The organism is Rothia gullae (assembly GCF_024294905.1).
GTDB lineage: Bacteria > Actinomycetota > Actinomycetes > Actinomycetales > Micrococcaceae > Rothia.
This window is the reverse complement of sequence record NZ_JANCOC010000007.1, coordinates 69,648-90,286: the sequence shown is the minus strand read 5'-3', so window position 1 is coordinate 90,286 and position 20,639 is coordinate 69,648. Positions and strand designations below refer to the sequence as shown.

Sequence of the window (20,639 nt, the reverse complement as noted above, 5' to 3'; positions counted from 1 at the left end):
CTAGAAGAGCCCCGCCGCTAACGCTGCAAGCTACCCTTCGCCTCGCTCGGATTATCCCAACCCAGGGCAAGAGTCACGATCAAGCCCACGGCAATGAAACCGCAACCGGTCGCGGTGCCGAAAGCAATCCAGCGCACGGCAGGAACACCTTCAGCGAGCACAATAGTCACCAGCGCAGCAAGAGCCACCAGGGAGAGAATCCAGGCTCCAGTCTTCATATTCACAATGAGTCACTTCCTAGAGTATGTATGTGTGGGTGCGCGCCGCCGACCGGGAACGCGCCCGGCACAGTATGCGTGCCCTCCCAGCATACCCTTAAATAAGTATCTGTAATGCAAATATTGCATGTCGTGTCCCTAGAATCGACTTCACAGCTGCCCCCACCCCAATCACTGTGTCAATCACTGCGCCAAACTCCACCGCACCGCAGATTCGGTACGATAAACCCATGACTGAATCCACACACACCACCTGTGTAGCCCCCCTGCCCTGCGACGCGCTCGCCGCCGAACGCACCCTCGTGATGGGCATCCTCAACGTCACCCCCGACTCCTTCAGCGACGGCGGCCAGCACTACGCCGCCATCGACGCTATTGCCCGCGCCGCCCGCATGATCGCCGAGGGTGCCTCCATTATCGACATTGGCGGTGAGTCCACCCGCCCCGGTGCCGTGCGCATCAGCGTGCAGGAGGAACAGCGCCGCATTCTGCCCGTCATCGAGGCAGTCGCGCAGATGGGCACCACCATCAGCGTTGACACCATGAACCCGCAGACCGCTCGCGCCGCCATCGCCGCCGGTGCGCACATCATCAACGACGTGTCCGGTCTGAACGTGAGCGATAAAATGATCGAAACCGCCGCTGAACTGCAGGTGCCGTACATCCTCATGCACGCTCGTGGCACCTCCCAGACCATGAACAGCCTGGCGGAGTACCCGCGCGGCGTGGTCACCGAGGTTGTGGAGGAGCTGACCGGCCTGCGTGAGCGTTTCCTTACTGCCGGTGTGCTGCCGCAGAACCTGATCCTTGACCCGGGCCTGGGCTTCGCGAAGGGCGGTATGCAGGATTGGGAGCTGCTCGCCGCCGTTGACGAGCTACAGGGCCTGGGGCACCGCCTGCTCATTGCCGGTTCCCGCAAGCGTTTTATCGCCAACGCCCTCACGGCGGCGGATATGGCGCTGGCTGAGCGCCTGAATGCGAGCGGTTTCACCGCAACCGATGCGGGTGAGGCTGAGCGCGAACTGTGGCAGCCGCTGTCGGAACCGCGCCCGGCTCAGCACCGTGCCGCAGCCTCTGCGGCGGTGACCGCCCTGGTGGCGGCGCGCGGCGTGTGGGCGGTGCGCGTACACGATGTTCCCGCCAGCGTGGATGCGGTGACGGTCGCCTCCGCGCTGCGCTCCGTAAGCTAAGGCTCTGTCAGCTAGAACCACCAACCCCGTCCACAACCTCCGACTACCCGAATACCCTCTAGGAGACCCCCAATGACCCAGACAGATTACGCACGCCACGACCGAATCACCCTCACCGGCATTACCGCCAAGGGCTACCACGGCGTGCTCGAGTTTGAGAAGCGCGACGGCCAGCCCTTCGTCGTGGACGCGACCCTGTACAGCGATTTTTCCGCTGCAGCCGCTACGGATGACCTGACGAAGACCACGAACTATGCGCTCGTGGTGGATCTGATTCACCGCCACGTGACGAACGGTTCGCTGGACCTGATTGAGACCCTCGCGGTGAATATTGCCGAGGGTATTCTCGCGATGTTTGAGCTTGTGGAGGCGGTGGAGATTACCGTGTCGAAGCCGCAGGCGCCGATTGAGTTGCCGTTCGGTAACGTCGCGGTGAGCGTGTTCCGCGAACGTGCCGCGGAGCGTGTCTTGGAGGGCGGCCGCTAGTGGCGGGCACCCAGAAAACCGATACGCAGAAGCCCAACACCCTGAAACACCGCGCGGTGTTGGCGTTAGGCTCGAACCTGGGCGAAAGCGAAGACACCCTGGAGCGTGCCGTCGCCGACCTGGTGGCGGGCGGCGTGCAGCTGGTGCGCACCTCCGGGTTGTACCGTACCGCCCCGGTGGGTGGCCCGGCGGGTCAGCCGGATTTCGTGAACGCGGTCATTGAGGTGACCACTGACCTGGGCGCCTACGAGCTGCTGAAGCTGTGTAATGCGGTGGAGGCGGCGCATCACCGTGAGCGCCTGGTGCGTTGGGGCCCGCGCACCCTCGATATTGACGTGATTGACTATGACGGCGTGATCTCTGAGGATCCGGTGCTGACTTTGCCGCATCCGCGGGCGCAGGAGCGTGCTTTTGTGCTGGTGCCGTGGGCGCAGATGGACCCGCAGGCGTACCTGACGGTCACCCGGCGTGCGGAGCCTTCGGGGGAGCGGCCGGATGAGGTTCCTGCGCCGCTGAGCCGCGAGGTTGTGAACGTTGCGGAGCTGTCCCGCACGCTGCTTGGGGCGGATGAAGACGCTATTAGCTATATGCGTGAGATGCAGGTACCTGATCAGCCTTAAATGTGGCACTCTGGAAGGTAGAAGAACCTACCGAAAGGAAACACCATGAAGCCCCTGAGTTATCGGGCGATTATTCTGGCGGCTGTGTGCGGTGCCGCTGCCGCTCTTATGGTGAATTCCGTGATGATTGGCGCCGGTTTTGGTGAGCTGAATTTTTCGTGGATGCTCGGTGCGGTGTGCCTGCTGGTTGCGGTGGGTGCCGTGTGGCTGGGTGTGCAGGTGGCTCGTTATCGTCGTATTCAGACGCGTGAGAAGGTACCCCATATGGGCCCGATTCTTGCGGCGCGTGCGGTGGCGTATGCGCAGGGTTCCATCATGACCGGTGCCCTGTTGACGGGCTGGTGTGCTGCGATTCTTGGTTACCATGTGGCGATGGTGTCTGTGCGCGGTTTTTCGGTGGTCTTTTGGGAGGTTCTTGTTAATTGTGTGGGCAGTGTTGCCCTGCTGATTGCTGGCCTGTGGGCGCAGCATTGTTGTCGTATTCCGCCGGAGGATGATGAGGATGCGGCCTCCCCTTCCGGTGCTGTAAAGCCGCGAGAGGGAGGAACCTATGTCGGCTCCTAACCAGAATAGTTATTCGCCGAATGGCCAGTACGGGCAGGACTCCCAACAGGGGCAGTATGGTCAGCCTGTTCAGCAGACCCAGAATGACCAGCAAGTGCAGTACGGTCAGCAGGTTCCGCCCGCTGTCGCGTACCCGAACGCGCCTCAGCCGGTTCCCGCGCAAGCCGTGCTGGAACCGCAGTGGGTGTCCGCCGCCTCCGGCTACTTGACGGTTCGTTTTGTTCACACTATTTCTGCCCTGGCGCTCCCGATTCTTGCGGGTGTTGCCATGTATTGTGTGGGCGCGTTCTTCGGCGGCCCGGAGGCGCTACGCATCGTCGGTCTGGCGGTGGTCGCGGTGTTTGGTCTGTGGGGTCTGTGGTGGATTCTGACCACTCCGCGCCGTACTCGCGCGCTCGGCTACGCGCTGGAGGCGAATCACCTGATGGCTCGCCGCGGTATCGTGTTCCGTTCGATGAGCTCTATGCCGTATGGTCGCATCCAGTATGTTGATGTAGATTCGGGTCCGCTGGAGCGCATGTGCGGTGTTGCCCGCCTGACGGTGCGCACCGCGGGTACGACCACCGGCACGATGGTGCTGTTCGGTATTCCGCTGAACGTGGCGGAGGAGCTGCGCGCTGATCTGGTGCGCCGTGCCGATGAGCGAATGGCGGCACTCTAATGAGTACCCCGGTTCCGAATAATAACGCCCCGAACTCTCAGGAGCAGAAGTGGTGGCGTGCCGATATCCGCACGTTCATCATGAACCTCTGGTTCATTATTCTGTTGGTGTTTGGTTTCTTCCAGAGCGTTATCCTGAATATTTTGACCACCCCGCCGAACGAGTGGGGCGAGCGGCTGACGCAGGCATTCAACGAGAATAGTAGCTACCTCAGCGCGACGTACTCGCAGCTCATCGGCCTCGGCGTGCTCCTGCTGATTCTGGTTGCTGGCTCGATTGACTGGTGGTTTACCCGCTATAGCCTGGACGATTTGGCGATTCACCGCCGTAGCGGTTTTCTGTTCAAGAAGAACCGCACGATCCGTCTGGAGAGCGTGCAGAGCGTGGACATTTCGCGTCCTCTGGTGGCGCGTCTGCTGGGCCTGTCGGAGTTGCGTTTTGAGGTGGCTGACGGCTCTTCGGAGGCGTTGCACATCAAGTACGTTTCTGCCCGCAAGGCGGAGGTTCTGCGCCGCACCGCGATGGCGAGTATTAACCTGCTGCGTTCGGAGGTGGCTGGTCGCCCGGTCGACGTGCTGCCCGATAGCACGCAGATTTCGGCGGAGCGCCCGCCGGATGCGGATCAGCTGCACCAGCCGTTTGAGGCATCTTACGAGGCGCCCTATGGTGCGCCCGCACAGAACAGTACTCAGCAGGTAGCCCCTCAGCAGGGCGCCCAGCAGCTCGCACCCGAGCAGTCTGCACCCCAGCAGCCCGTAGCATCCCGCCGCGACACTCGCATGCCTATGCCGGTCGCGGCTGACCCCTCGCGGCCGCCCATTTTCCGCATCTCGAATGTGCGTCTGATTGCCTCCATCATGCTGGAGCATCTGGTGTGGCTGGTTCCTGCCGTCGCCCTCATGGTCGGTGCCGCGGTCTGCGCCGCGATTATGGATGGCGAGAGCCCGTTCCTCATTTTTATGGCGATACTGCCCGGTATGTTCGCGCCCATGGTCGGTTATGTGGTTGCCCTCTGGACGCGTTTTGACGGTGCCGCGAACTTCAAAATCACCCCGAGCGGTCAGGGTGGCGTGACCCTGCGTTATGGTTTCACCGGCACGCACACCCAGAACGTGATGGTTGAGCGTATTCAGGCACTCGCCGTGGAGCAGCCTATCCTGTGGCGTGCGTTCGGCTGGTACCGCATCAAGATGACCATTGCCGGTATTGGTATTGAGGAGAACGAAAACCAGAAGCTGGTGACCCGCAACGTTGCCCTGCCGGTCGGCAACAAGCAGGAGATGCTGATGGTGTTGCGTCTGCTGTTGCCCGCCCTGGATGAGGGGCAGGCGCAGGTGCTGCTGGATACCGCCAACGGTTCGCTGAATAGTCAGAAGCCGCAGGGTCCGGCAATGATTGTGACGCCCTCTTCGGCGCGCTGGATGGACCTGCTCACCTGGAAGCGTAACGGCGTGACCACGGTCGGTTACACTGCCGGTTCGGTGCAGGCGAGCACCCGCATTGATTCTGATGCGGCACGTTCGAGCGTTGGTGAGCATACGCGGGGCGACCTGCTGCTGATTCGTGGCGGCTACTTCATCCGTACGCTGTCGATTGTGCCGGTCAGCCGTGTGCTGAGCGTGAGCTGGGGTCAGGGTCCGCTGCAGCGTGCCTTCGGATGTGCGAGTGTGCATTTCGGTACGGTGCCCGGCCCGGTACGCACGCTCATGATGCACTTGCCGCCGCGTATCTGCGAGGATTTGGTGTGGTTGATGACGGTTCGGTTGGAGGGTATTGAGCCCTACTACCGCGTACCGGTGATGAGCGGGTGTCCCTAAGCCAGCCCGTCAGCTGAGCTTCCCCGCCGGGTTAGCGGGCAACAAAACTACAGATTGCGCCCTGCCGTCGGTGTTCTTCGTGACATTGCCGGCAGGGTCGGCGTGAAAGGAAGAATATACTTAAAGCCGTGATACTGCATTCAAAACCTGCGCGTTTGGGCATTGGAATTATTTCAGCCGGGAGGGTCGGATCCGTCCTCGGGGCGGCTTTGCGCGCCTGCGAGCACACTATTGTGGGTGTTCATGCGGTGTCTGAGGCTTCTCAGGAACGCGCCGCGATGCTGCTTCCCGATGTGCCGCTGTTGCCGGTGGAGCAGATTGCTGAGCGTAGCGAATTGCTGATTCTTGCGGTTCCCGATGACGAGCTGTCGGGCCTTGTCACCTACCTGGCGTCTTCGGGAAGTATTACCGCCGGTCAGATTCTGGTACACACCTCCGGCCGTCACGGCACTGAGGCTCTCGCACCGGCGACCGCGCTGGGCGCTATCGGTTTGGCGATTCACCCCGCTATGACGTTTACCGGCATGTCCGTGGACCTGCAGCGTCTGAACGGCACCTGCTTCGCCGTGACCGGGCCTGCACCGTTCATCCCGATTGCTCAGGCACTCGTGGTGGAGATGGGCGGCGAACCCGTACACGTTGCCGAGGCTGATCGAGCGCTCTACCACGCTGCTTTAGCGCACGCCGCGAACCACCTCGTGACCATCCTGGGTCAGTCCCAGCAGATGCTCGCCTCCATCGGTATTGAGGACCCTGCACGCTACATGGGGCCGCTCGTGCGAGCCGCCGTGGACAATGCGCTCGCCAGTGGTGAGGGTGCTCTCACCGGGCCCGTGGCACGCGGAGACGCAGGCACCGTGAAGGCCCACGTTCAGGCTCTGAATGAGTACTCAGAGCATGAGAAAACAAGTGATATTACAGACTCTTATGCCGCTCTGGCACACGCAACCGCAAAAAGAGCGCATAATAGAGGTTTGTTAAACGATGAACAACTGGGACGAATTGAGGATCTGCTGGGTGAGTCTTCGGACCGCAACCTCCCCGGCGATATTGATGATTCAGCCCCCGAAAACAAGGAGTTCTCGTCATGACTGAGACTTCGATGCCCCGAGTCGTGACCACCATTGCGGATTTCCGCACGGCAATCACCGAATCCCTTGCCGCAGCGCAGGAGGAACTGGACCGGGTAGCCCGCCAGGAGGCGGAGCAGAACGGCACCGCAGTTCAGTACACGAACGCATCCCTGGGCTACGTGCCCACCATGGGCGCCCTGCACGACGGCCACGCAACCCTGTTGCGTCGCGCCGCTGAACAGAATGATGTAGTGGTCGCCTCCATTTTTGTGAACCCGCTGCAGTTTGGCCCCGGCGAGGATTACGAAGCATACCCGCGCACCCTGGAGGCAGACGCTGCCCTGGCTGGGGCCGCCGGTGTTGACATTATTTTTGCCCCCGAGGTTGAAGAGATGTACCCCGACGGTGACCCGCTCATCCGCATTTCGAGCGGTGAGCTGGGCACCAAGTTTGAGGGTGCGACCCGTCCGGGCCATTTTGATGGCGTACTGGCCGTGGTCAATAAGTTCTTCAACATTATTCGACCCGCAGCCGGTAACCACCCGGTGAATGCGTACTTCGGTCAGAAGGACGCTCAGCAGTACATCCTGATTCAGCGTATGGTGCGCGATTTCAACCACGACGTGACCATGCGCCCTGTGTCGATTGTTCGCGACGATAACGGTCTGGCGCTGTCTTCGCGTAATGGCTACCTGTCGGATGAGGAGCGCGAGTCTGCCCTGGTGCTGTCCCGCACCCTGGCGATGCTGCGTGAGAATTCGCTGAACCGTGGCTTCCACGAGATTGATTTGGACGGTGCGCGTGAGCGTATCAACTCCACTCCGGGTGTACGCCTTGACTACCTGGAACTGGTCGACCCGATGACTTTCGATGAGCCGACTGAGGAGTCGGAGCGAGTGCTGGCACTGGTTGCTGCGTTCGTTGGCCCGACCCGCCTGATTGACAACATGGACCTGCGCTAAGCGTTCGTTCGTTTAGAAGAGTCCCCAACACACTACACAGATAGGTATCACTGTGAGCACTGAGCACACTGCCGCACCGGCGATTGCTGATATGTCCGAGCAGATGCAGATTCGCCTGGAAAAGCGTGCGAAGCTGATTGAGTCGGGTCGCGAGGCATACCCGGTGGGTCTGCTGGATTCTGAGGGTAACCGCGTGGAGCCCAACCACATTGAGGATCTGCGCGCCGAGTACGATCCGAAGCTGGCTGCTGAGGAGCTGAAGGCTGGCGACGAGACTGACCGTGTGGTACATGTTGGTGGCCGCGTGGTGTTCGTCCGTAACACCGGTAAGCTGTGCTTTGTGACCTTGCAGGGTGGTACCGAGGGTAAGCGCATCCAGGCGATGCTGTCGCTGGCTGAGGTGGGCGAGGAGTCCCTGTCTGAGTGGAAGTCCCTGGTTGACCTGGGTGACCACGTGTTCGTGACCGGCCGCGTGATTGTTTCTCGCCGCGGTGAGCTGTCCATTATGGTGACCGATTGGAAGATGGCGTCGAAGGCGGTGCGCCCCATGCCGGTTCTGCACAAGGACCTGAACGAGGAAACCCGCGTTCGCCAGCGTTACCTGGATCTGATGGTTCGGGAGGAAGCTCGCGAGCTGGTGAAGAAGCGCGCCCTGATTACTCGCACCGTTCGCCGCGTGCTGGAGGATCACGGCTACATTGAGGTTGAGACCCCCGTTCTGCAGCTGGTGCACGGTGGTGCGACGGCTCGCCCGTTCCGCACCCACCTGAACGCTTTTGATCAGCCGATGACCATGCGTATTGCGACCGAGCTACCGCTCAAGCGTGCAGTGGTTGGTGGCATTGACCGCGTATACGAGATTGGCCGCGTGTTCCGTAACGAGGGCGTGGACTCGACCCACAGCCCCGAGTTCACCACCCTGGAGTGCTACGAGACGTACGCTGACCAGTTTGTGATGGCTGAGCGCATGAAGGAGATTATCCAGAGCTGTGCGAAGGCTGTTGGTACCGAGCGTATTGAGACTGAGAACGGCACCATTGACCTGTTCGGTGAGTGGAAGTGGGTTGGCGTGTACCCGGGCCTGTCTGAGGTTGTGGGCGTTGAGATCACCCCTGAGACTGACGCTTCGGTTCTGCGTGAGATTGCTGAGAAGCATGAGGTTGACATCGACCCGAAGTGGGACGCTGAGAAGCTGGTGACCGAGCTCTTCGGTGAGATTGTTGAGCCGACCCTGGTGAACCCGACTTTCGTGTACGATTACCCGCCGAGCGCTCAGCCGCTGGCGCGTCCGCACCGTTCCGGTGAGCCTCTGATTGAGGCGTGGGACCTGATTATTGGCGGTATGGAGCGCGGTACCGCGTTCTCCGAGCTGATTGACCCGGTCATTCAGCGTGAGCGTCTGACCGCTCAGTCGCTGCTGGCTGCAGCCGGTGACGATGAGGCGATGGAGCTGGATGAGGACTTCCTGCGCGCCCTGGAGCACGGTGCACCCCCGATGGGTGGCTTGGGTCTGGGTATTGACCGTCTGATTATGCTGCTTGCGGGCGATCAGGATCCGGAACGCCCGGGTACTGTGGTGCGTCAGCCCGGTATTCGTGAGACTATTCTCTTCCCCTTGATGAAGCCGGAAGCCTAAGCTTCTGACTTCTGCATGAGGTGATAATGCGGCGGGTGCCGCGGATACGGTTGTATCTGCGGCCCCCGCCGTTTTCTGTGCATTCTTTTGCGCGGTGTATAGCTTCTGGGGTGGATTTTTCTGTTTGTTTGCACAGGTCAGGGACGTTTTAAGGTGCTTTTTGCTCTATCCTGGTGCTGAATTATGCTGCTCTATTCACTCTGGCGGGTTTTTCTGCTCTTATGCATGAACGCGTTACATAGAAAATAATGAGGGGTTGGGAGATGGCAGAATTTCGCTTTTGAATACAGCTGAAATGTATGGTGCGAATGGTCTATTGTGCAGGCTCATACGGGTGCTATATTTCACTCAGATTGTCGGGGACTCCGGGGCGCATTATAGGTGTCTTTGTCTCTGGGGGCTGTGTCTGCTGTCTGGAAGAATCCAAAGTATTTGCACTCTGAACTTCACTTTAATGTTCTTGTAGTGAGTGCAGATTTAACGGGGAGGAACAGAAGCGATGTATTGCTGGGGGGGGGGGATTGGTGCATTGTTTCAATGCTCAGAATATTTTCGGAATCTTTAATATATTTCTGTTACTATATGAAAGAAAATTAGTACATAAATATATCCGGCACATTATTTTCTCAATCCCGATAGAGGTGTTTGGGTTTACTCCACAGGATATATGCAACAGATGAGGAGGTGCCTCAATGGCACAGAAGGTTCGCATCATCCTTGAAGACGATCTCGATGGCGGCCCCGCAGACGAAACTATCCGTTTTGGCCTGGACGGCGCTCACTACGAAATTGATTTGTCCTCCGCAAACGCAGCTCGCCTGCGTGACGCTATCCGCCCCTTCGTAGCGAAGTCCCGCCGCGTGCAGGGTACCGCTACCCACCGCACCCGTGCCCCCCGTGGTACCACTGCTCCGGTTAAGCGCAACCCCGAGACCGCAGCAATTCGCGAGTGGGCTAAGGCTAACGGCCACAAGGTTTCTGACCGTGGCCGCATCCACCAGGATGTTCAGGACGCATACTACGAAGAAATGAAGGCTCAGGGCTAAAGGCTCTCAGTATTCACGTTGTCGGAGGTTTTAGTGCTTTAGGGTTCTAATCCTCCGGGCGCTAAAGGCGGATGGTGTTCTCACTGTCCGCCTTTAGTTTTGCCCCGGTATTTCTTGATATGCGCTACATATCTGCTGGGGGTGGGGTGTTTTTATATCACCCACCCCAACTAACTATTTACATGTAAAATATATTAATCCTTTGCTGATGCCCACTTCTGAATTATTAAGAGGAGGAGTGGGGAATCGGATGCACAATCTGGTATTGATGTCGGGTTCCACATTTAGGTTTCATGCATTGGCAGGAATACTAAAGGTAATGGTGCATTAATCTCTTCAAAGTGGGGGATATGCGCTGTGATATTCATGCGGTCGTTGAGTCGAGTATTCCATCGAAGGGGGTGGAATGTACTGACTGGAATTTTCGAATAATTAGGGGCCCTGCACCTTCGGTGGGGCTTTCGGAACTTACGGATTATCTCTTGATGGGGTGCCGAAATGATGCGGGAATTATCCGGAAAATAAGCGCCGTGTTATCCGGCAAATATTTTTTTGCGAATTATTGAAATTTCTCACTTAAACATATAAATTTTTAAAAATTTCTGCAATATGTTCATGCACGTGCAGGAAATAAGGGATTTAGGTGTTGGTCTATGTGGGTTCTTTTGGGTTCTTCTCTTCCGTAAACCCGCGTATCGGCACTGTAGACCCTCGGAACCCACCTGTAGCATCTGCCCGCGGTACATCAGACGGTAATATGCGCACACTCTGCACAGGCAACCCCGGGAAAAGTAGCCAGCCCCGGCAAAAGCAGTCAGCACCGACCGGGCGGCACCCATCCGCTTTCGGGGGTAGGCTCACCTGCGTGAGCTAGACCCCTCAAAACCGCCCCAGAACCTTGGCAGAAGCCCCGAAACCGCGCCTAAAACACCCCGAACAGCTCATCTGTTCTCTTGATGGCGAACAGACGCCCATCAGCCCGCCCTTTCAGCCGCGCTCAACGTACTCTTGTATCAATAGGAAAATGCAAGGAGTGCGTAAATGTTTGAACGCTTTACCGATCGAGCTCGGCGCGTTGTGGTGCTTGCCCAGGAAGAGGCACGCATGCTCAACCACAACTACATCGGTACCGAACACCTTCTGCTCGGTCTGATTCACGAGGGCGAAGGCATCGGTGCCCGCGCCCTGGAATCATTGGGCGTTACCCTGAACGCAGTACGTGAACAGGTTCAGGACATCGTCGGCCCCGGCCCCCAGGCGCCTAACGGCCACATCCCCTTCACCCCGCGCGCGAAGAAGGTTCTCGAACTGTCCATGCGTGAGGCTATTCAGCTGAACCACGGCTACATCGGCACCGAACACATCCTGCTGGGCATGGTTCGCGCAAACGAGGGCGTGGCAAACCAGGTGCTGGTCAAGCTGGGCGCTGAGTCCGCTGCCGTGCGCCAGGCCGTTATGGACCTAATTTCTGGTTACCCCGGCAACAACTCCGGCGATAAGGAAACCGCCGGCGTGGGTGCGGGTAACTCTCGCGAAGGCACTCCCGCGGGTTCGACCATCCTGGATCAGTTCGGCCGCAACCTCACCGCAGCAGCACGTGAGGGCGAGCTGGACCCGGTCATCGGCCGCCACAAGGAGATGGAACGCGTCATGCAGGTCCTCTCCCGCCGTACCAAGAATAACCCCGTGCTGATTGGTGAGCCCGGGGTCGGTAAGACCGCCGTCGTGGAGGGCCTGGCACAGGCTATCGTGCACGGTGACGTCCCCGAAACCCTCAAGGACAAGCACCTGTACACCCTGGACCTGGGCTCCCTGGTCGCAGGTTCACGCTACCGCGGTGACTTCGAAGAGCGCCTGAAGAAGGTTCTGAAGGAAATCCGCTCCCGCGGCGACATCATCCTGTTCATTGACGAGATTCACACCCTCGTTGGTGCAGGTGCCGCAGAGGGCGCGATTGACGCTGCCTCCATCCTCAAGCCCATGCTGGCTCGAGGCGAACTGCAGACCATCGGTGCAACCACCCTGGACGAGTACCGCAAGCACATTGAGAAGGACGCCGCCCTGGAGCGCCGCTTCCAGCCGATTCAGGTTGATGAGCCCTCTCAGGAGCTCGCCGTGCAGATCCTCAAGGGCGTGCGCGATAAGTACGAGGCGCACCACCGCGTCACCATTACCGACGAGGCTATCGAGACCGCCGTGAACCTTGCGGCACGCTACATCTCTGACCGCTTCTTGCCGGATAAGGCTGTCGACCTGATTGACGAGGCGGGCGCACGCCTGCGCATCAAGCGCATGACCGCGCCCCCGGAAATCAAGCTGCTCGACGAGAAGGCTGCTAAGCTGCGCCAGCAGAAGGAAGACGCCATCAACTCTCAGGATTACGAGAAGGCCGCAGGCCTGCGTGATCAGGAGCAGAAGGTCCTGGCTGAGAAGGAAGAAGCTGAGAAGGCATGGCGCGAAGGCGGCGACGCATTCGGCATCGTGACCCCCGAAGTTATTTCTGAGGTTCTGGCCGCTTCCACCGGTGTTCCCGTCTACAAGATCACCGAGGAAGAGTCCAGCCGCCTGCTGACCATGGAGCAGGAGCTTCACAAGCGCGTCATCGGTCAGGAGCACGCTATTGCGGCGCTGTCCCGCGCTATCCGCCGTACCCGCGCAGGTCTGAAGGATCCGCGCCGCCCCGGTGGTTCGTTCATCTTCGCCGGCCCGACCGGTGTGGGTAAGACCGAGCTTGCCAAGGCTCTTGCTGAGTTCCTGTTCGGCGATGAGGATTCGCTTATTACCCTGGATATGTCCGAGTACCAGGAGAAGCACACCGTCTCCCGTCTGTTCGGTGCGCCTCCCGGCTACGTTGGCTACGATGAGGGCGGCCAGCTGACCGAGAAGGTCCGCCGCAAGCCCTTCTCCGTGGTCCTGTTCGACGAGGTTGAGAAGGCTCACGCTGACCTGTTCAACTCGCTGCTGCAGATCCTGGAAGACGGTCGCCTGACCGACTCGCAGGGTCGCGTGGTGGACTTCAAGAACACCGTCATCATCATGACCACCAACCTGGGCTCGCGTGACGTGAACCGTCGCATCCCGGTCGGTTTCCAGGCGATGGATGACACCGCAGCCGATTACGAGCGTATGCAGGCACGCGTGATGGAGAACCTCAAGGAGCACTTCCGCCCCGAGTTCCTGAACCGTGTGGACGACATTATCGTCTTCCCGCAGCTGTCCGAGTCTGAGATTCTGCAGATTGTGGACCTGTTCGTGGGTCGCCTGGCTAAGCGCCTGGCGGAGCAGGATATGTCCATTGAGCTGACCAACGCTGCGAAGGTTCTCATGGCGGCTAAGGGTTACGACCCGTCCATGGGTGCTCGTCCGCTGCGCCGCGAGATGCAGCGCAACATTGAGGACGCCCTGTCTGAGAAGATCCTCTTCGGCGAGATCAAGCCCGGTGAGAAGATCACCGTGGACGTTGAGGGTGAGGGCGACTCCGCGAAGTTCGTTTTCTCTTCTCAGCCGATGAAGGAGCTGGCTCTGGACTCGGTGCAGGAGCTGAACGAGGGCGAGTCTTCCGAGGCTCTCGCAGCTGAGGCACCTGCTTCTGAGGCTCGAGAGGGTCAGGGAGGAGACTAAACCCTAGGTAGCTAGGTTTTAGCGCACTAAACGCCTGTGGGGCGGTATCGGAATTATCCGGTACCGCCCCACAGGCGTTTTCTGTCTTCTAAAGGCTCTAGAGCCGCCAGGAGCCTGTCTACGGCAGGTACTAGAGCGAGACGAGCACTGCATCGCCCTGCGCGACTTCTCGTGCCAGAGAGTCCGCCAGCAGCCCCGCGTAGCAGCGCTGCAACTGCTCGGCGGCGGGGGAGAGCGCATACAGCGCCTTGAGCGGGCGATGCACCGCGGCGGGTGCATCCGCGCGGAACGCTATATCGGGTGAAGAAGTCGTATCGCCAGCCGCAGCTACACCCGCGCTCAAAATCAGCTCGCGATTCACCGGCTCATGAGCCGCACGCAGCACCGCCATGACTGCCCCGCGCACCTGACGGTCCGTGCCGTGCCAACTCTGACCCTTGGGGGTGTAGTCCGCTTCCGGCTTGCCCGCAGCAACCCAGGCACACAGATCCTCCACCGGGCACAGCTTACAGCTCGGGGACTTTGCTGTACAGACCAGCGCACCGAGCTCCATGGTCGCCGCATTCCACAGGCAGGAGGTGGGGGTATCGGAGGGCATGAGCGCCTCCGCCAGGCGAGTCTCAGCCGCCGTCAACGAACGCGAGGGCAACGCCTTGCCAGACACGGCGCGCGCATGCACGCGGCGGATATTTGTATCAATCACCGTGGCGCGCAGACCGAATGCGAACACGCTAATCGCCGCCGCCGTGTAGGAGCCCACGCCCGGCAGAGCCAGTAGCGCCTCGTAGTCGGCGGGAACCTTACCGCCGTGCTGCTCCACAATCGCCACAGCGGCACCGTGCAGACGCTGTGCGCGGCGCGGGTAACCCAGGCGGCCCCAGGCGCGCACCGCCTCCGAGGTGGGCTCGGCGGCAAGGTCGGCGGGAGTGGGCCAGCGGCGCATCCACTCCTCCCACACGGGTAGAACGCGCTTGACGGGGGTCTGCTGCAGCATGAACTCGCTGACCATCACGCCCCAGGGGGTGCACTCGTCCCGACGCCACGGCAAATCGCGTGCCTGGTCGAGGAACCACCGGTTGATTCGGTGGTGGAGCGCCTCGGTATTCGTGCCTTCAGGCAGGGTAGGGTCTGGGCGTGTGCGTGCGGTGCGTTTGGGCTCTGAGGTCATCCGAAAAGCCTACGCCACAGGGTATATATTCCCAAAACTGCATGAACAGAGTTCACTGTGAATCTCAGGGTTAAACCCGGTATCCTTAAGGATATGTCTGAAAATGGTCCCGTTCTCCCTCCCGAAGTCTACCGCCGCCGTCGCATCGTGGCGGTTATTGCTCTGCTCGCTATTATTCTGCTGCTGGTTGCCGGCGTGACCTCCATGGTCGGCACGATTATCGGCAAGAGGGACGCTACTGTAGCCTCCACCGCGACGCCTTCCGGTGCGCCCTTCCAGAGCTTCAGTGCTCGCCCCTCCGAAACTACTTCGGCTACCCCGTCCGCTAGCGCAAATGCTTCTGCAACCGCGTCTGCGTCGGCTACTGCTTCGGCAACCCCCTCGGTGGCCGCTTCTGCTGCACCCACTGCAAGCGTGACCACCGCCGCAGCAACCCCTGCGGCAACCCCGACTACCCCCGCACCCTCGGTGACCACTGCGGGTGTTGTTGCGGCGTGCACCGCGAACGACCTGAAGGTGACCCTCACCCCCGCAAAGCGTACCTTCGCAGCCGGTGAGCAGGTGTCCTTCCACGTGACCTACACGAACTCCTCGAAGACCCCCTGTGCCGTGGGTGGCGAGGGCGCGAACACCGGCGTGGACCTGAACATCACCTCCGGTGCGGCTCAGGTGTACACCGGCAGCCTGTGCGCGGCGACCGCTGTTCAGAAGTCTGAGGTGGCCGCAGGTGCCGAGGGTACAACCGACCTGGCGTGGGACCGTAAGATCAACGTGCTGGGTTGCTCCTCCGCTTCGGTCGCTCAGAAGGGTTCCTACTGGGCTTCGGCTACCGTCAATGGCGTGACCTCGGCTAGGGTGAACTTCGTGATTCAGTAGTTCACCCATAGTTTTCGCCCATGAGTAGGCGTGAGAAGCCCCCGTGCCAGATGGTCTCCGGCACGGGGGCTTCTCGTATGAGCTTTTATCTGGCTATTACTTGGAGGCGCGGGGTTTAGCGAAGCGGCGCTCGCCCAGGTACCCGAGCAGACTACCGAAAGCGGTCCACTGCAGTGCCGCCAATAGTAGGGTGGACAGGTCGGTCACCTCAAAAGAATTGGGGATGACCTTGAACCACAGCAGCGGCAGGTAAATCAGGAACAGGATGGGGGATGCCCACACAAAGAACGGGGCGGAGCGCTTGGTGCGTGAGTACGACATTGTGACCTCCAGGGGGTGTCATGATGCTTGAGGCATCAGGGTGCGGGGGAACTCCGCTGTCACTACATCATAATGCAAAAGGTTCTCGTGAGGTCAGAAAAAGCCCCCGTGTCAGATGGTCTCCGGCACGGGGGCATATGAGCTTTTGTTAGAGGTACTTCTCCAGGCTGCTCTCCGCCATGCGGGACAGCTGCTCACGCACCGTGCGGGCACGAGCCTCACCCACACCGTCCACGGCGCGCAGATCCTCAAGAGACGCCGCCATCAGAGCCTGCAGGCTGCCGAAGCGCTCTACCAGACGCTCAGAAATAGCGTTCGGGATGCTCGGAATACCGGCGAGCAGACGGAAACCGCGAGGCTGCAGGGGGAACTCCAGGTCGGGGTTCTCGCCAAAGCCGACAGTGCGGGAAATCGTGCGCAGATCCACGATAGCCATATCGTCCAGGTTCTGAAGTGCCTCAACACCAGCGGTAATCAGCTCGTCGTTCACCTCGGGCAGGTAGTCGCGCAGAATCAGGTCGCTAGCGGTCATCTCGGGGGCGCGTAGCTCCTCCAGCTGCAGGGCGATCAGGCGGCCGTGCACGCCGAGCTCCAGCACGTAGTGGCTGACCTCGCGGATAATGCGGTTCACCATCTCCATGCGCTGCAGGGTCATCGCCACATCCGCCAGGGACACGTTGGACTCAATCTCCAGGGCCGAGAGCGAGGAAAGCACAGAGCGCAGGCGCTTCTTATAGCTTTCAAGGGTCTGAATCGCCTGGTTTGCGCGAGCCATGAGGTACTGGCTGTCCTCGACCGTGTAGCGGGTGCCGTCAACGTACACCGAAATTACGGACATTGACGCGCTCACCGAAATCACCGGGAAACCGGTCTGAATCGCGGTGCGTTCGGCGGTGCGGTGGCGGGTGCCGGACTCGTTCGTGTCAATGGAGGCGTCCGGCATGAGCTGCACGCCGGCGTGCAACAGGCGGGTGGCGTCGCGGTCGCAGATGATAGCGCCATCCATCTTCGCCAGCTCGCGTAGGCGGGTTGCCGAGAACTCGGTGTCGATGTTGAAACCGCCCGAAGACAGGGAGGATACGGTGCGGTCGGATCCGAGGACGATGAGTGCGCCCGTACGGCCACGCATGATGCGTTCCAGGCCCTCGCGGAGCTCGGTGCCGGGGGCGATTCGGGCGATAGTTTTAATCAATAGGTCACTATAATTCATCTGCACAAAAAACATTGTACCCGTAAGGGTGGTTATTGAGCCAGGTCAGCGGCGGAACGGCGGGCTAAAGTGCCTTAAAAACGAATGGATATTCTCGATATTTATACGGGAGTGCATGAGGCTAAACTGTCTGCATTTAAGAGTAAAAATGTGTTCTGTGGTGCCCTATTTCGCCCTGACCAAATACTGCGCACCATATCGTCCCAGACCCTAAAATAGACCCATGACCGCGCGCACGAAAAACACCAAAAACGCACCCGCCTACCGCTGCACCGAATGCGGCTGGACCACCGCCAAATGGGTAGGCCGCTGCGGCGAATGCCAAACCTGGGGCACCGTCGAAGAGGCCGCCGGGGGCACCCGCGCGCGCACTCGCGCCGCATCCAGCGTGCAGAACCCCGCCCAGCCCATCGCAGAAGTCGACTCGCGCGTAGCCGCCTACATGAGCATCGGAAACCCCGAATTTGATCGCGTGCTTGGCGGCGGACTTGTACCCGGCGCGGTCATCCTCATGGCGGGCGAACCCGGCGTGGGCAAATCCACCCTGCTGCTGGACGTCGCCGCCACCTTCGCGCGCGGCACCACCCGGAATGCGGGGCAGAATAACCCGGCACACAACACCCAGCCTCCGCGCCCAGTCCTGTACATTACCGGCGAGGAATCCGCCGCGCAGGTCAAGCTCCGCGCCGACCGCATCCGCGCCATCGCGGACACCCTCTACCTGACCAGCGAAACCGACCTCGGCACCGCCCTGGCGCATATTGAGCAGGTCACCCCCTCCCTACTGGTCATCGACTCCGTGCAGACCCTCGCCTCCGCTGAAGTTGAGGGTAGCGCCGGTGGCGTGACCCAGGTGCGTGAGGTTGCCGCCTCCATCATTGCTGCCGCGAAGGAACGCAATATGTGCACTCTGCTCGTGGGTCACGTGACCAAGGAAGGTACCATTGCGGGTCCGCGCCTACTCGAACACCTGGTGGACGTGGTCTGCCAGTTCGAGGGCGATAAGCACTCGAATATCCGTATGCTACGCGCTATCAAGAACCGCTTCGGACCCACCGACGAGGTCGGTTGCTTCGATATGGACGAAGACGGTATCGCGCCGGTGCTGGACCCCTCCGGCATGTTCGTCTCCAGCACTCCGCACCCCGTACCCGGTACCTGCGTGACCGTCACAATGGAGGGCCGCCGACCCCTGCTCGCGGAGGTGCAGGCCCTGCTGGATCAGGCGGTGGCACCCGCCCCTCGCCGTACCGTTTCGGGTCTGGATTCGGCGCGTATTCAAATGCTATTGGCGGTGCTACAGCGCCGCGCCGGGCTGAATGTGGGCAAGCTCGACTGCTACGTTTCTACCGTGGGTGGCGCAAAGATTACCGAACCCGCCGCTGACCTGGCCTGCGTGATGGCGTTGGCTTCAGCGGCGCAGAATAAGCCGCTCCCGCGTAAGCTCGCGGTCTTTGGCGAAGTCGGTCTGGCCGGTGAGGTGCGCGCCGTGCCGGGCATCCGCCAGCGTATTGCGGAAGTGGGCCGACTGGGCTTCACGCACGTGCTGGTGCCAGCCTCCCCGGCAGGCGTAGGGGATGTACCCGAAGGTGTCACCGTACGTGAGGTAACCACCCTGGGTGAGGCGTTGGCTCTGCTCTTCCCGCAGAAATAAAACACTCTAAAAATAGCAAGAAAGGGGGCTCCCGGCTGGCGTCATGCCCTCGGGAGCCCCTCTGTGGGAAATACCGCTAAGAGCGGCTCTCCTCCTCGTTCTCATGCAGCATAATGTTGATCGAACGGGTATTCAGATTATTCGTGTGGTGGGCGTTGACCGCGCTATCGGCTGTGTCGTTAACCACCATCAGGTCGTCCACGTCAGTATCAACAATTGGGATGGCCGAGGTGCGCGGCGCATGCTGTGTGACCGCCTCGCCCAGGGGTACCAGAACATCGACAGCGTCCTTGTGTGACATGCCAGTGGCCTCCATAAAGTCGACCACAATCAGACGAAGCATCAGCACTAGCGACTCACCCTCAAAGGTTTCTACACCCATCGCACGCGGCTCAAGGGTGCCTGCGAGCTTCACCATGCGTTTGCGGGCTTCCATCATGTAGTGTTCGCGTTCGCCTTCGGTCGGGGCAGACATGCCCAAGCCGAGACTCTGCGCCGCGAGCGATAGCTCAGCCAGTGCGTCACTGAGCGAAATCTGCGCGGCGGTGCGCAGTTGCACGTGGCGAATCGTGGACGCCATACGGCGGTTGAGGACGCGATCGTTACGAATTGCCAAATCCACCGCGGCTAGGGTCTTCGACAAGCGCGCCAGCTCGCCTTTGCTTTTACGGCTATTCCAGGACAGCTCGCTCATACCCTGCGCAGTAATTAGATCGCCACGGCAGCTATCGTAGAGCGGCTGCAGAGCGCGCGCGTCGAGTAGGCTCTGGTACGCCTTGTCGTAGTTGTAGTAGCGGATTGCCTCAGAGGAAAGAGCGAAAACCTTTGCGAAAGCATCCATCAGAGTCATAGCGCGGGCACGCGGGTTCTTACGCGGATCACGCGGCATCAGATACATGGCAAGGAACGCGAAGGCACCACCGACAATGCCGTCAAAACTGCGGGTGAACGCGTCATCAGGCACCGGTAGCAGTAATACAAAACACGCCTGGAAGCTGAGCTGAATCGTAAAAATAATGCCCTTATCAATAAATCGGGCAATAATCACGGATAAGAACAGCACGACCGCCGCCTGCCAGGTGCCGTGACCAAGCAGAATCAGCAGAAGGTCACCGATAAGAATACCGAGGGTTACGCCGAAGGAAACCTCAAGGATTCGGCGGGAATGCTTAGCGCCGCTCACATAGCCTAGGGACACGAGGGCAGAAACCGCCGCGAAAATAGGCTCTTGATGGCCCAGGACGCGTTCAGAGAAAAGCCAAGCACCCATAGACGCCGCAACAATCTGCACAGACTGAAAGAAGTCTGCTTGGACTCGATGAATACCCTCACGAATGAACTGACGGGTATTCTGTTCAGTAGTGCGTAGAATCTCTGCGAAGCGTGCCATGAGCACCATCATACCGGCGTGTGTGCGGTGCACAAGGGGCTAGGACAGTGTCGGGCTCAACTGTGAGAGAGTCCGCGCACTGTACCCGCTCTGGAGCCGTATTTTTTCGAGGAAACTTAGCCCCGA

The 20,639-nt window shown here is 60.1% G+C and carries 18 protein-coding genes; 13 read left to right on the top strand and 5 right to left on the bottom strand.

Features of this window, described 5'->3' with window-relative positions; genetic code table 11:
* Window positions 1-17: 17 nt before the first annotated feature.
* Window positions 18-224, bottom strand: coding sequence for a hypothetical protein (locus NML54_RS05770; protein WP_070616019.1), 207 nt, complete (start codon window positions 222-224; stop codon window positions 18-20).
* Between the two features lie 224 nt (window positions 225-448).
* On the opposite strand from NML54_RS05770, the gene folP reads away from it, so the two are divergent.
* From folP to NML54_RS05715, 11 genes are all read left to right on the top strand, one after another.
* Window positions 449-1,408, top strand: coding sequence for a dihydropteroate synthase (gene folP / locus NML54_RS05765; protein WP_254756550.1), 960 nt, complete (start codon window positions 449-451; stop codon window positions 1,406-1,408).
* Between the two features lie 72 nt (window positions 1,409-1,480).
* Complete coding sequence (gene folB, locus NML54_RS05760; protein WP_254756548.1) at window positions 1,481-1,894, top strand: dihydroneopterin aldolase; 414 nt, start codon at window positions 1,481-1,483, stop codon at window positions 1,892-1,894.
* Complete coding sequence (gene folK, locus NML54_RS05755) at window positions 1,894-2,514, top strand: 2-amino-4-hydroxy-6-hydroxymethyldihydropteridine diphosphokinase (RefSeq protein WP_254756546.1); 621 nt, start codon at window positions 1,894-1,896, stop codon at window positions 2,512-2,514. The genes folB and folK overlap by 1 nt, the downstream gene beginning before the upstream one ends.
* A gap of 45 nt (window positions 2,515-2,559) precedes the next feature.
* Window positions 2,560-3,078, top strand: coding sequence for a DUF3180 domain-containing protein (locus NML54_RS05750; RefSeq protein WP_254756544.1), 519 nt, complete (start codon window positions 2,560-2,562; stop codon window positions 3,076-3,078).
* Window positions 3,065-3,739, top strand: coding sequence for a PH domain-containing protein (locus NML54_RS05745; protein ID WP_254756542.1), 675 nt, complete (start codon window positions 3,065-3,067; stop codon window positions 3,737-3,739). The genes NML54_RS05750 and NML54_RS05745 overlap by 14 nt, the downstream gene beginning before the upstream one ends.
* Window positions 3,739-5,556, top strand: a complete 1,818-nt coding sequence (locus NML54_RS05740; RefSeq protein WP_254756540.1) for a PH domain-containing protein — start codon at window positions 3,739-3,741, stop codon at window positions 5,554-5,556. Before NML54_RS05745 ends, NML54_RS05740 begins: the two co-directional genes overlap by 1 nt.
* Before the next feature lie 128 nt (window positions 5,557-5,684).
* Window positions 5,685-6,647, top strand: a complete 963-nt coding sequence (locus tag NML54_RS05735) for a Rossmann-like and DUF2520 domain-containing protein (RefSeq protein ID WP_254756538.1) — start codon at window positions 5,685-5,687, stop codon at window positions 6,645-6,647.
* Complete coding sequence (gene panC, locus NML54_RS05730; RefSeq protein WP_254756536.1) at window positions 6,644-7,591, top strand: pantoate--beta-alanine ligase; 948 nt, start codon at window positions 6,644-6,646, stop codon at window positions 7,589-7,591. The genes NML54_RS05735 and panC overlap by 4 nt, the downstream gene beginning before the upstream one ends.
* A gap of 52 nt (window positions 7,592-7,643) precedes the next feature.
* Window positions 7,644-9,227 carry a lysine--tRNA ligase gene (gene lysS, locus NML54_RS05725; protein WP_254756534.1) on the top strand — a complete coding sequence of 528 codons (1,584 nt, stop codon included), beginning with the start codon at window positions 7,644-7,646 and terminating at the stop codon, window positions 9,225-9,227.
* A gap of 692 nt (window positions 9,228-9,919) precedes the next feature.
* On the top strand, window positions 9,920-10,273 hold the full coding sequence (locus tag NML54_RS05720; protein WP_254756532.1) for a histone-like nucleoid-structuring protein Lsr2: 354 nt from the start codon (window positions 9,920-9,922) through the stop codon (window positions 10,271-10,273).
* Between the two features lie 1,041 nt (window positions 10,274-11,314).
* Complete coding sequence (locus NML54_RS05715; protein WP_254756530.1) at window positions 11,315-13,894, top strand: ATP-dependent Clp protease ATP-binding subunit; 2,580 nt, start codon at window positions 11,315-11,317, stop codon at window positions 13,892-13,894.
* A 130-nt stretch (window positions 13,895-14,024) separates the two neighbouring features.
* Here the strand turns inward: NML54_RS05715 and NML54_RS05710 are convergent, their stop codons facing one another.
* On the bottom strand, window positions 14,025-15,062 hold the full coding sequence (locus NML54_RS05710; protein WP_254756528.1) for an HhH-GPD family protein: 1,038 nt from the start codon (window positions 15,060-15,062) through the stop codon (window positions 14,025-14,027).
* Window positions 15,063-15,155: 93 nt separating this feature from the next.
* Between NML54_RS05710 and NML54_RS05705 the strand changes: the two genes are divergently transcribed.
* A complete protein-coding gene (locus NML54_RS05705; RefSeq protein ID WP_254756526.1) occupies window positions 15,156-15,938 on the top strand; it encodes a hypothetical protein in 783 nt (260 codons plus the stop codon).
* Window positions 15,939-16,034: 96 nt separating this feature from the next.
* Here the strand turns inward: NML54_RS05705 and NML54_RS05700 are convergent, their stop codons facing one another.
* Window positions 16,035-16,259 carry a phosphoglycerol transferase gene (locus NML54_RS05700; RefSeq protein WP_254756525.1) on the bottom strand — a complete coding sequence of 75 codons (225 nt, stop codon included), beginning with the start codon at window positions 16,257-16,259 and terminating at the stop codon, window positions 16,035-16,037.
* 148 nt (window positions 16,260-16,407) lie between these two features.
* Window positions 16,408-17,484 carry a DNA integrity scanning diadenylate cyclase DisA gene (gene disA / locus NML54_RS05695; protein WP_254756523.1) on the bottom strand — a complete coding sequence of 359 codons (1,077 nt, stop codon included), beginning with the start codon at window positions 17,482-17,484 and terminating at the stop codon, window positions 16,408-16,410.
* A 208-nt stretch (window positions 17,485-17,692) separates the two neighbouring features.
* Between disA and radA the strand changes: the two genes are divergently transcribed.
* The gene (gene radA, locus NML54_RS05690) at window positions 17,693-19,123 is read left to right on the top strand and encodes a DNA repair protein RadA (protein WP_254756521.1); all 1,431 of its coding nucleotides are present in this window, start codon (window positions 17,693-17,695) and stop codon (window positions 19,121-19,123) included.
* A gap of 76 nt (window positions 19,124-19,199) precedes the next feature.
* On the opposite strand, the gene NML54_RS05685 is transcribed toward radA, so the two are convergent.
* Complete coding sequence (locus NML54_RS05685; RefSeq protein WP_348539263.1) at window positions 19,200-20,525, bottom strand: FUSC family protein; 1,326 nt, start codon at window positions 20,523-20,525, stop codon at window positions 19,200-19,202.
* Window positions 20,526-20,639 lie beyond the last annotated feature (114 nt).

Excerpts from the sequence above, each read along its gene's own strand:
- folP (WP_254756550.1), top strand. The coding sequence starts at position 449 with ATGACTGAATCCACACACACCACCTGTGTAGCCCCCCTGCCCTGCGAC.
- NML54_RS05685 (WP_348539263.1), bottom strand. The coding sequence starts at position 20,525 with ATGATGGTGCTCATGGCACGCTTCGCAGAGATTCTACGCACTACTGAA.
- NML54_RS05740 (WP_254756540.1), top strand. The coding sequence starts at position 3,739 with ATGAGTACCCCGGTTCCGAATAATAACGCCCCGAACTCTCAGGAGCAG.
- NML54_RS05710 (WP_254756528.1), bottom strand. The coding sequence starts at position 15,062 with ATGACCTCAGAGCCCAAACGCACCGCACGCACACGCCCAGACCCTACC.
- radA (WP_254756521.1), top strand. The coding sequence starts at position 17,693 with ATGACCGCGCGCACGAAAAACACCAAAAACGCACCCGCCTACCGCTGC.
- folB (WP_254756548.1), top strand. The coding sequence starts at position 1,481 with ATGACCCAGACAGATTACGCACGCCACGACCGAATCACCCTCACCGGC.
- NML54_RS05720 (WP_254756532.1), top strand. The coding sequence starts at position 9,920 with ATGGCACAGAAGGTTCGCATCATCCTTGAAGACGATCTCGATGGCGGC.
- NML54_RS05715 (WP_254756530.1), top strand. The coding sequence starts at position 11,315 with ATGTTTGAACGCTTTACCGATCGAGCTCGGCGCGTTGTGGTGCTTGCC.
- disA (WP_254756523.1), bottom strand. The coding sequence starts at position 17,484 with ATGTTTTTTGTGCAGATGAATTATAGTGACCTATTGATTAAAACTATC.
- NML54_RS05745 (WP_254756542.1), top strand. The coding sequence starts at position 3,065 with ATGTCGGCTCCTAACCAGAATAGTTATTCGCCGAATGGCCAGTACGGG.
- NML54_RS05700 (WP_254756525.1), bottom strand. The coding sequence starts at position 16,259 with ATGTCGTACTCACGCACCAAGCGCTCCGCCCCGTTCTTTGTGTGGGCA.
- NML54_RS05750 (WP_254756544.1), top strand. The coding sequence starts at position 2,560 with ATGAAGCCCCTGAGTTATCGGGCGATTATTCTGGCGGCTGTGTGCGGT.
- panC (WP_254756536.1), top strand. The coding sequence starts at position 6,644 with ATGACTGAGACTTCGATGCCCCGAGTCGTGACCACCATTGCGGATTTC.
- NML54_RS05705 (WP_254756526.1), top strand. The coding sequence starts at position 15,156 with ATGTCTGAAAATGGTCCCGTTCTCCCTCCCGAAGTCTACCGCCGCCGT.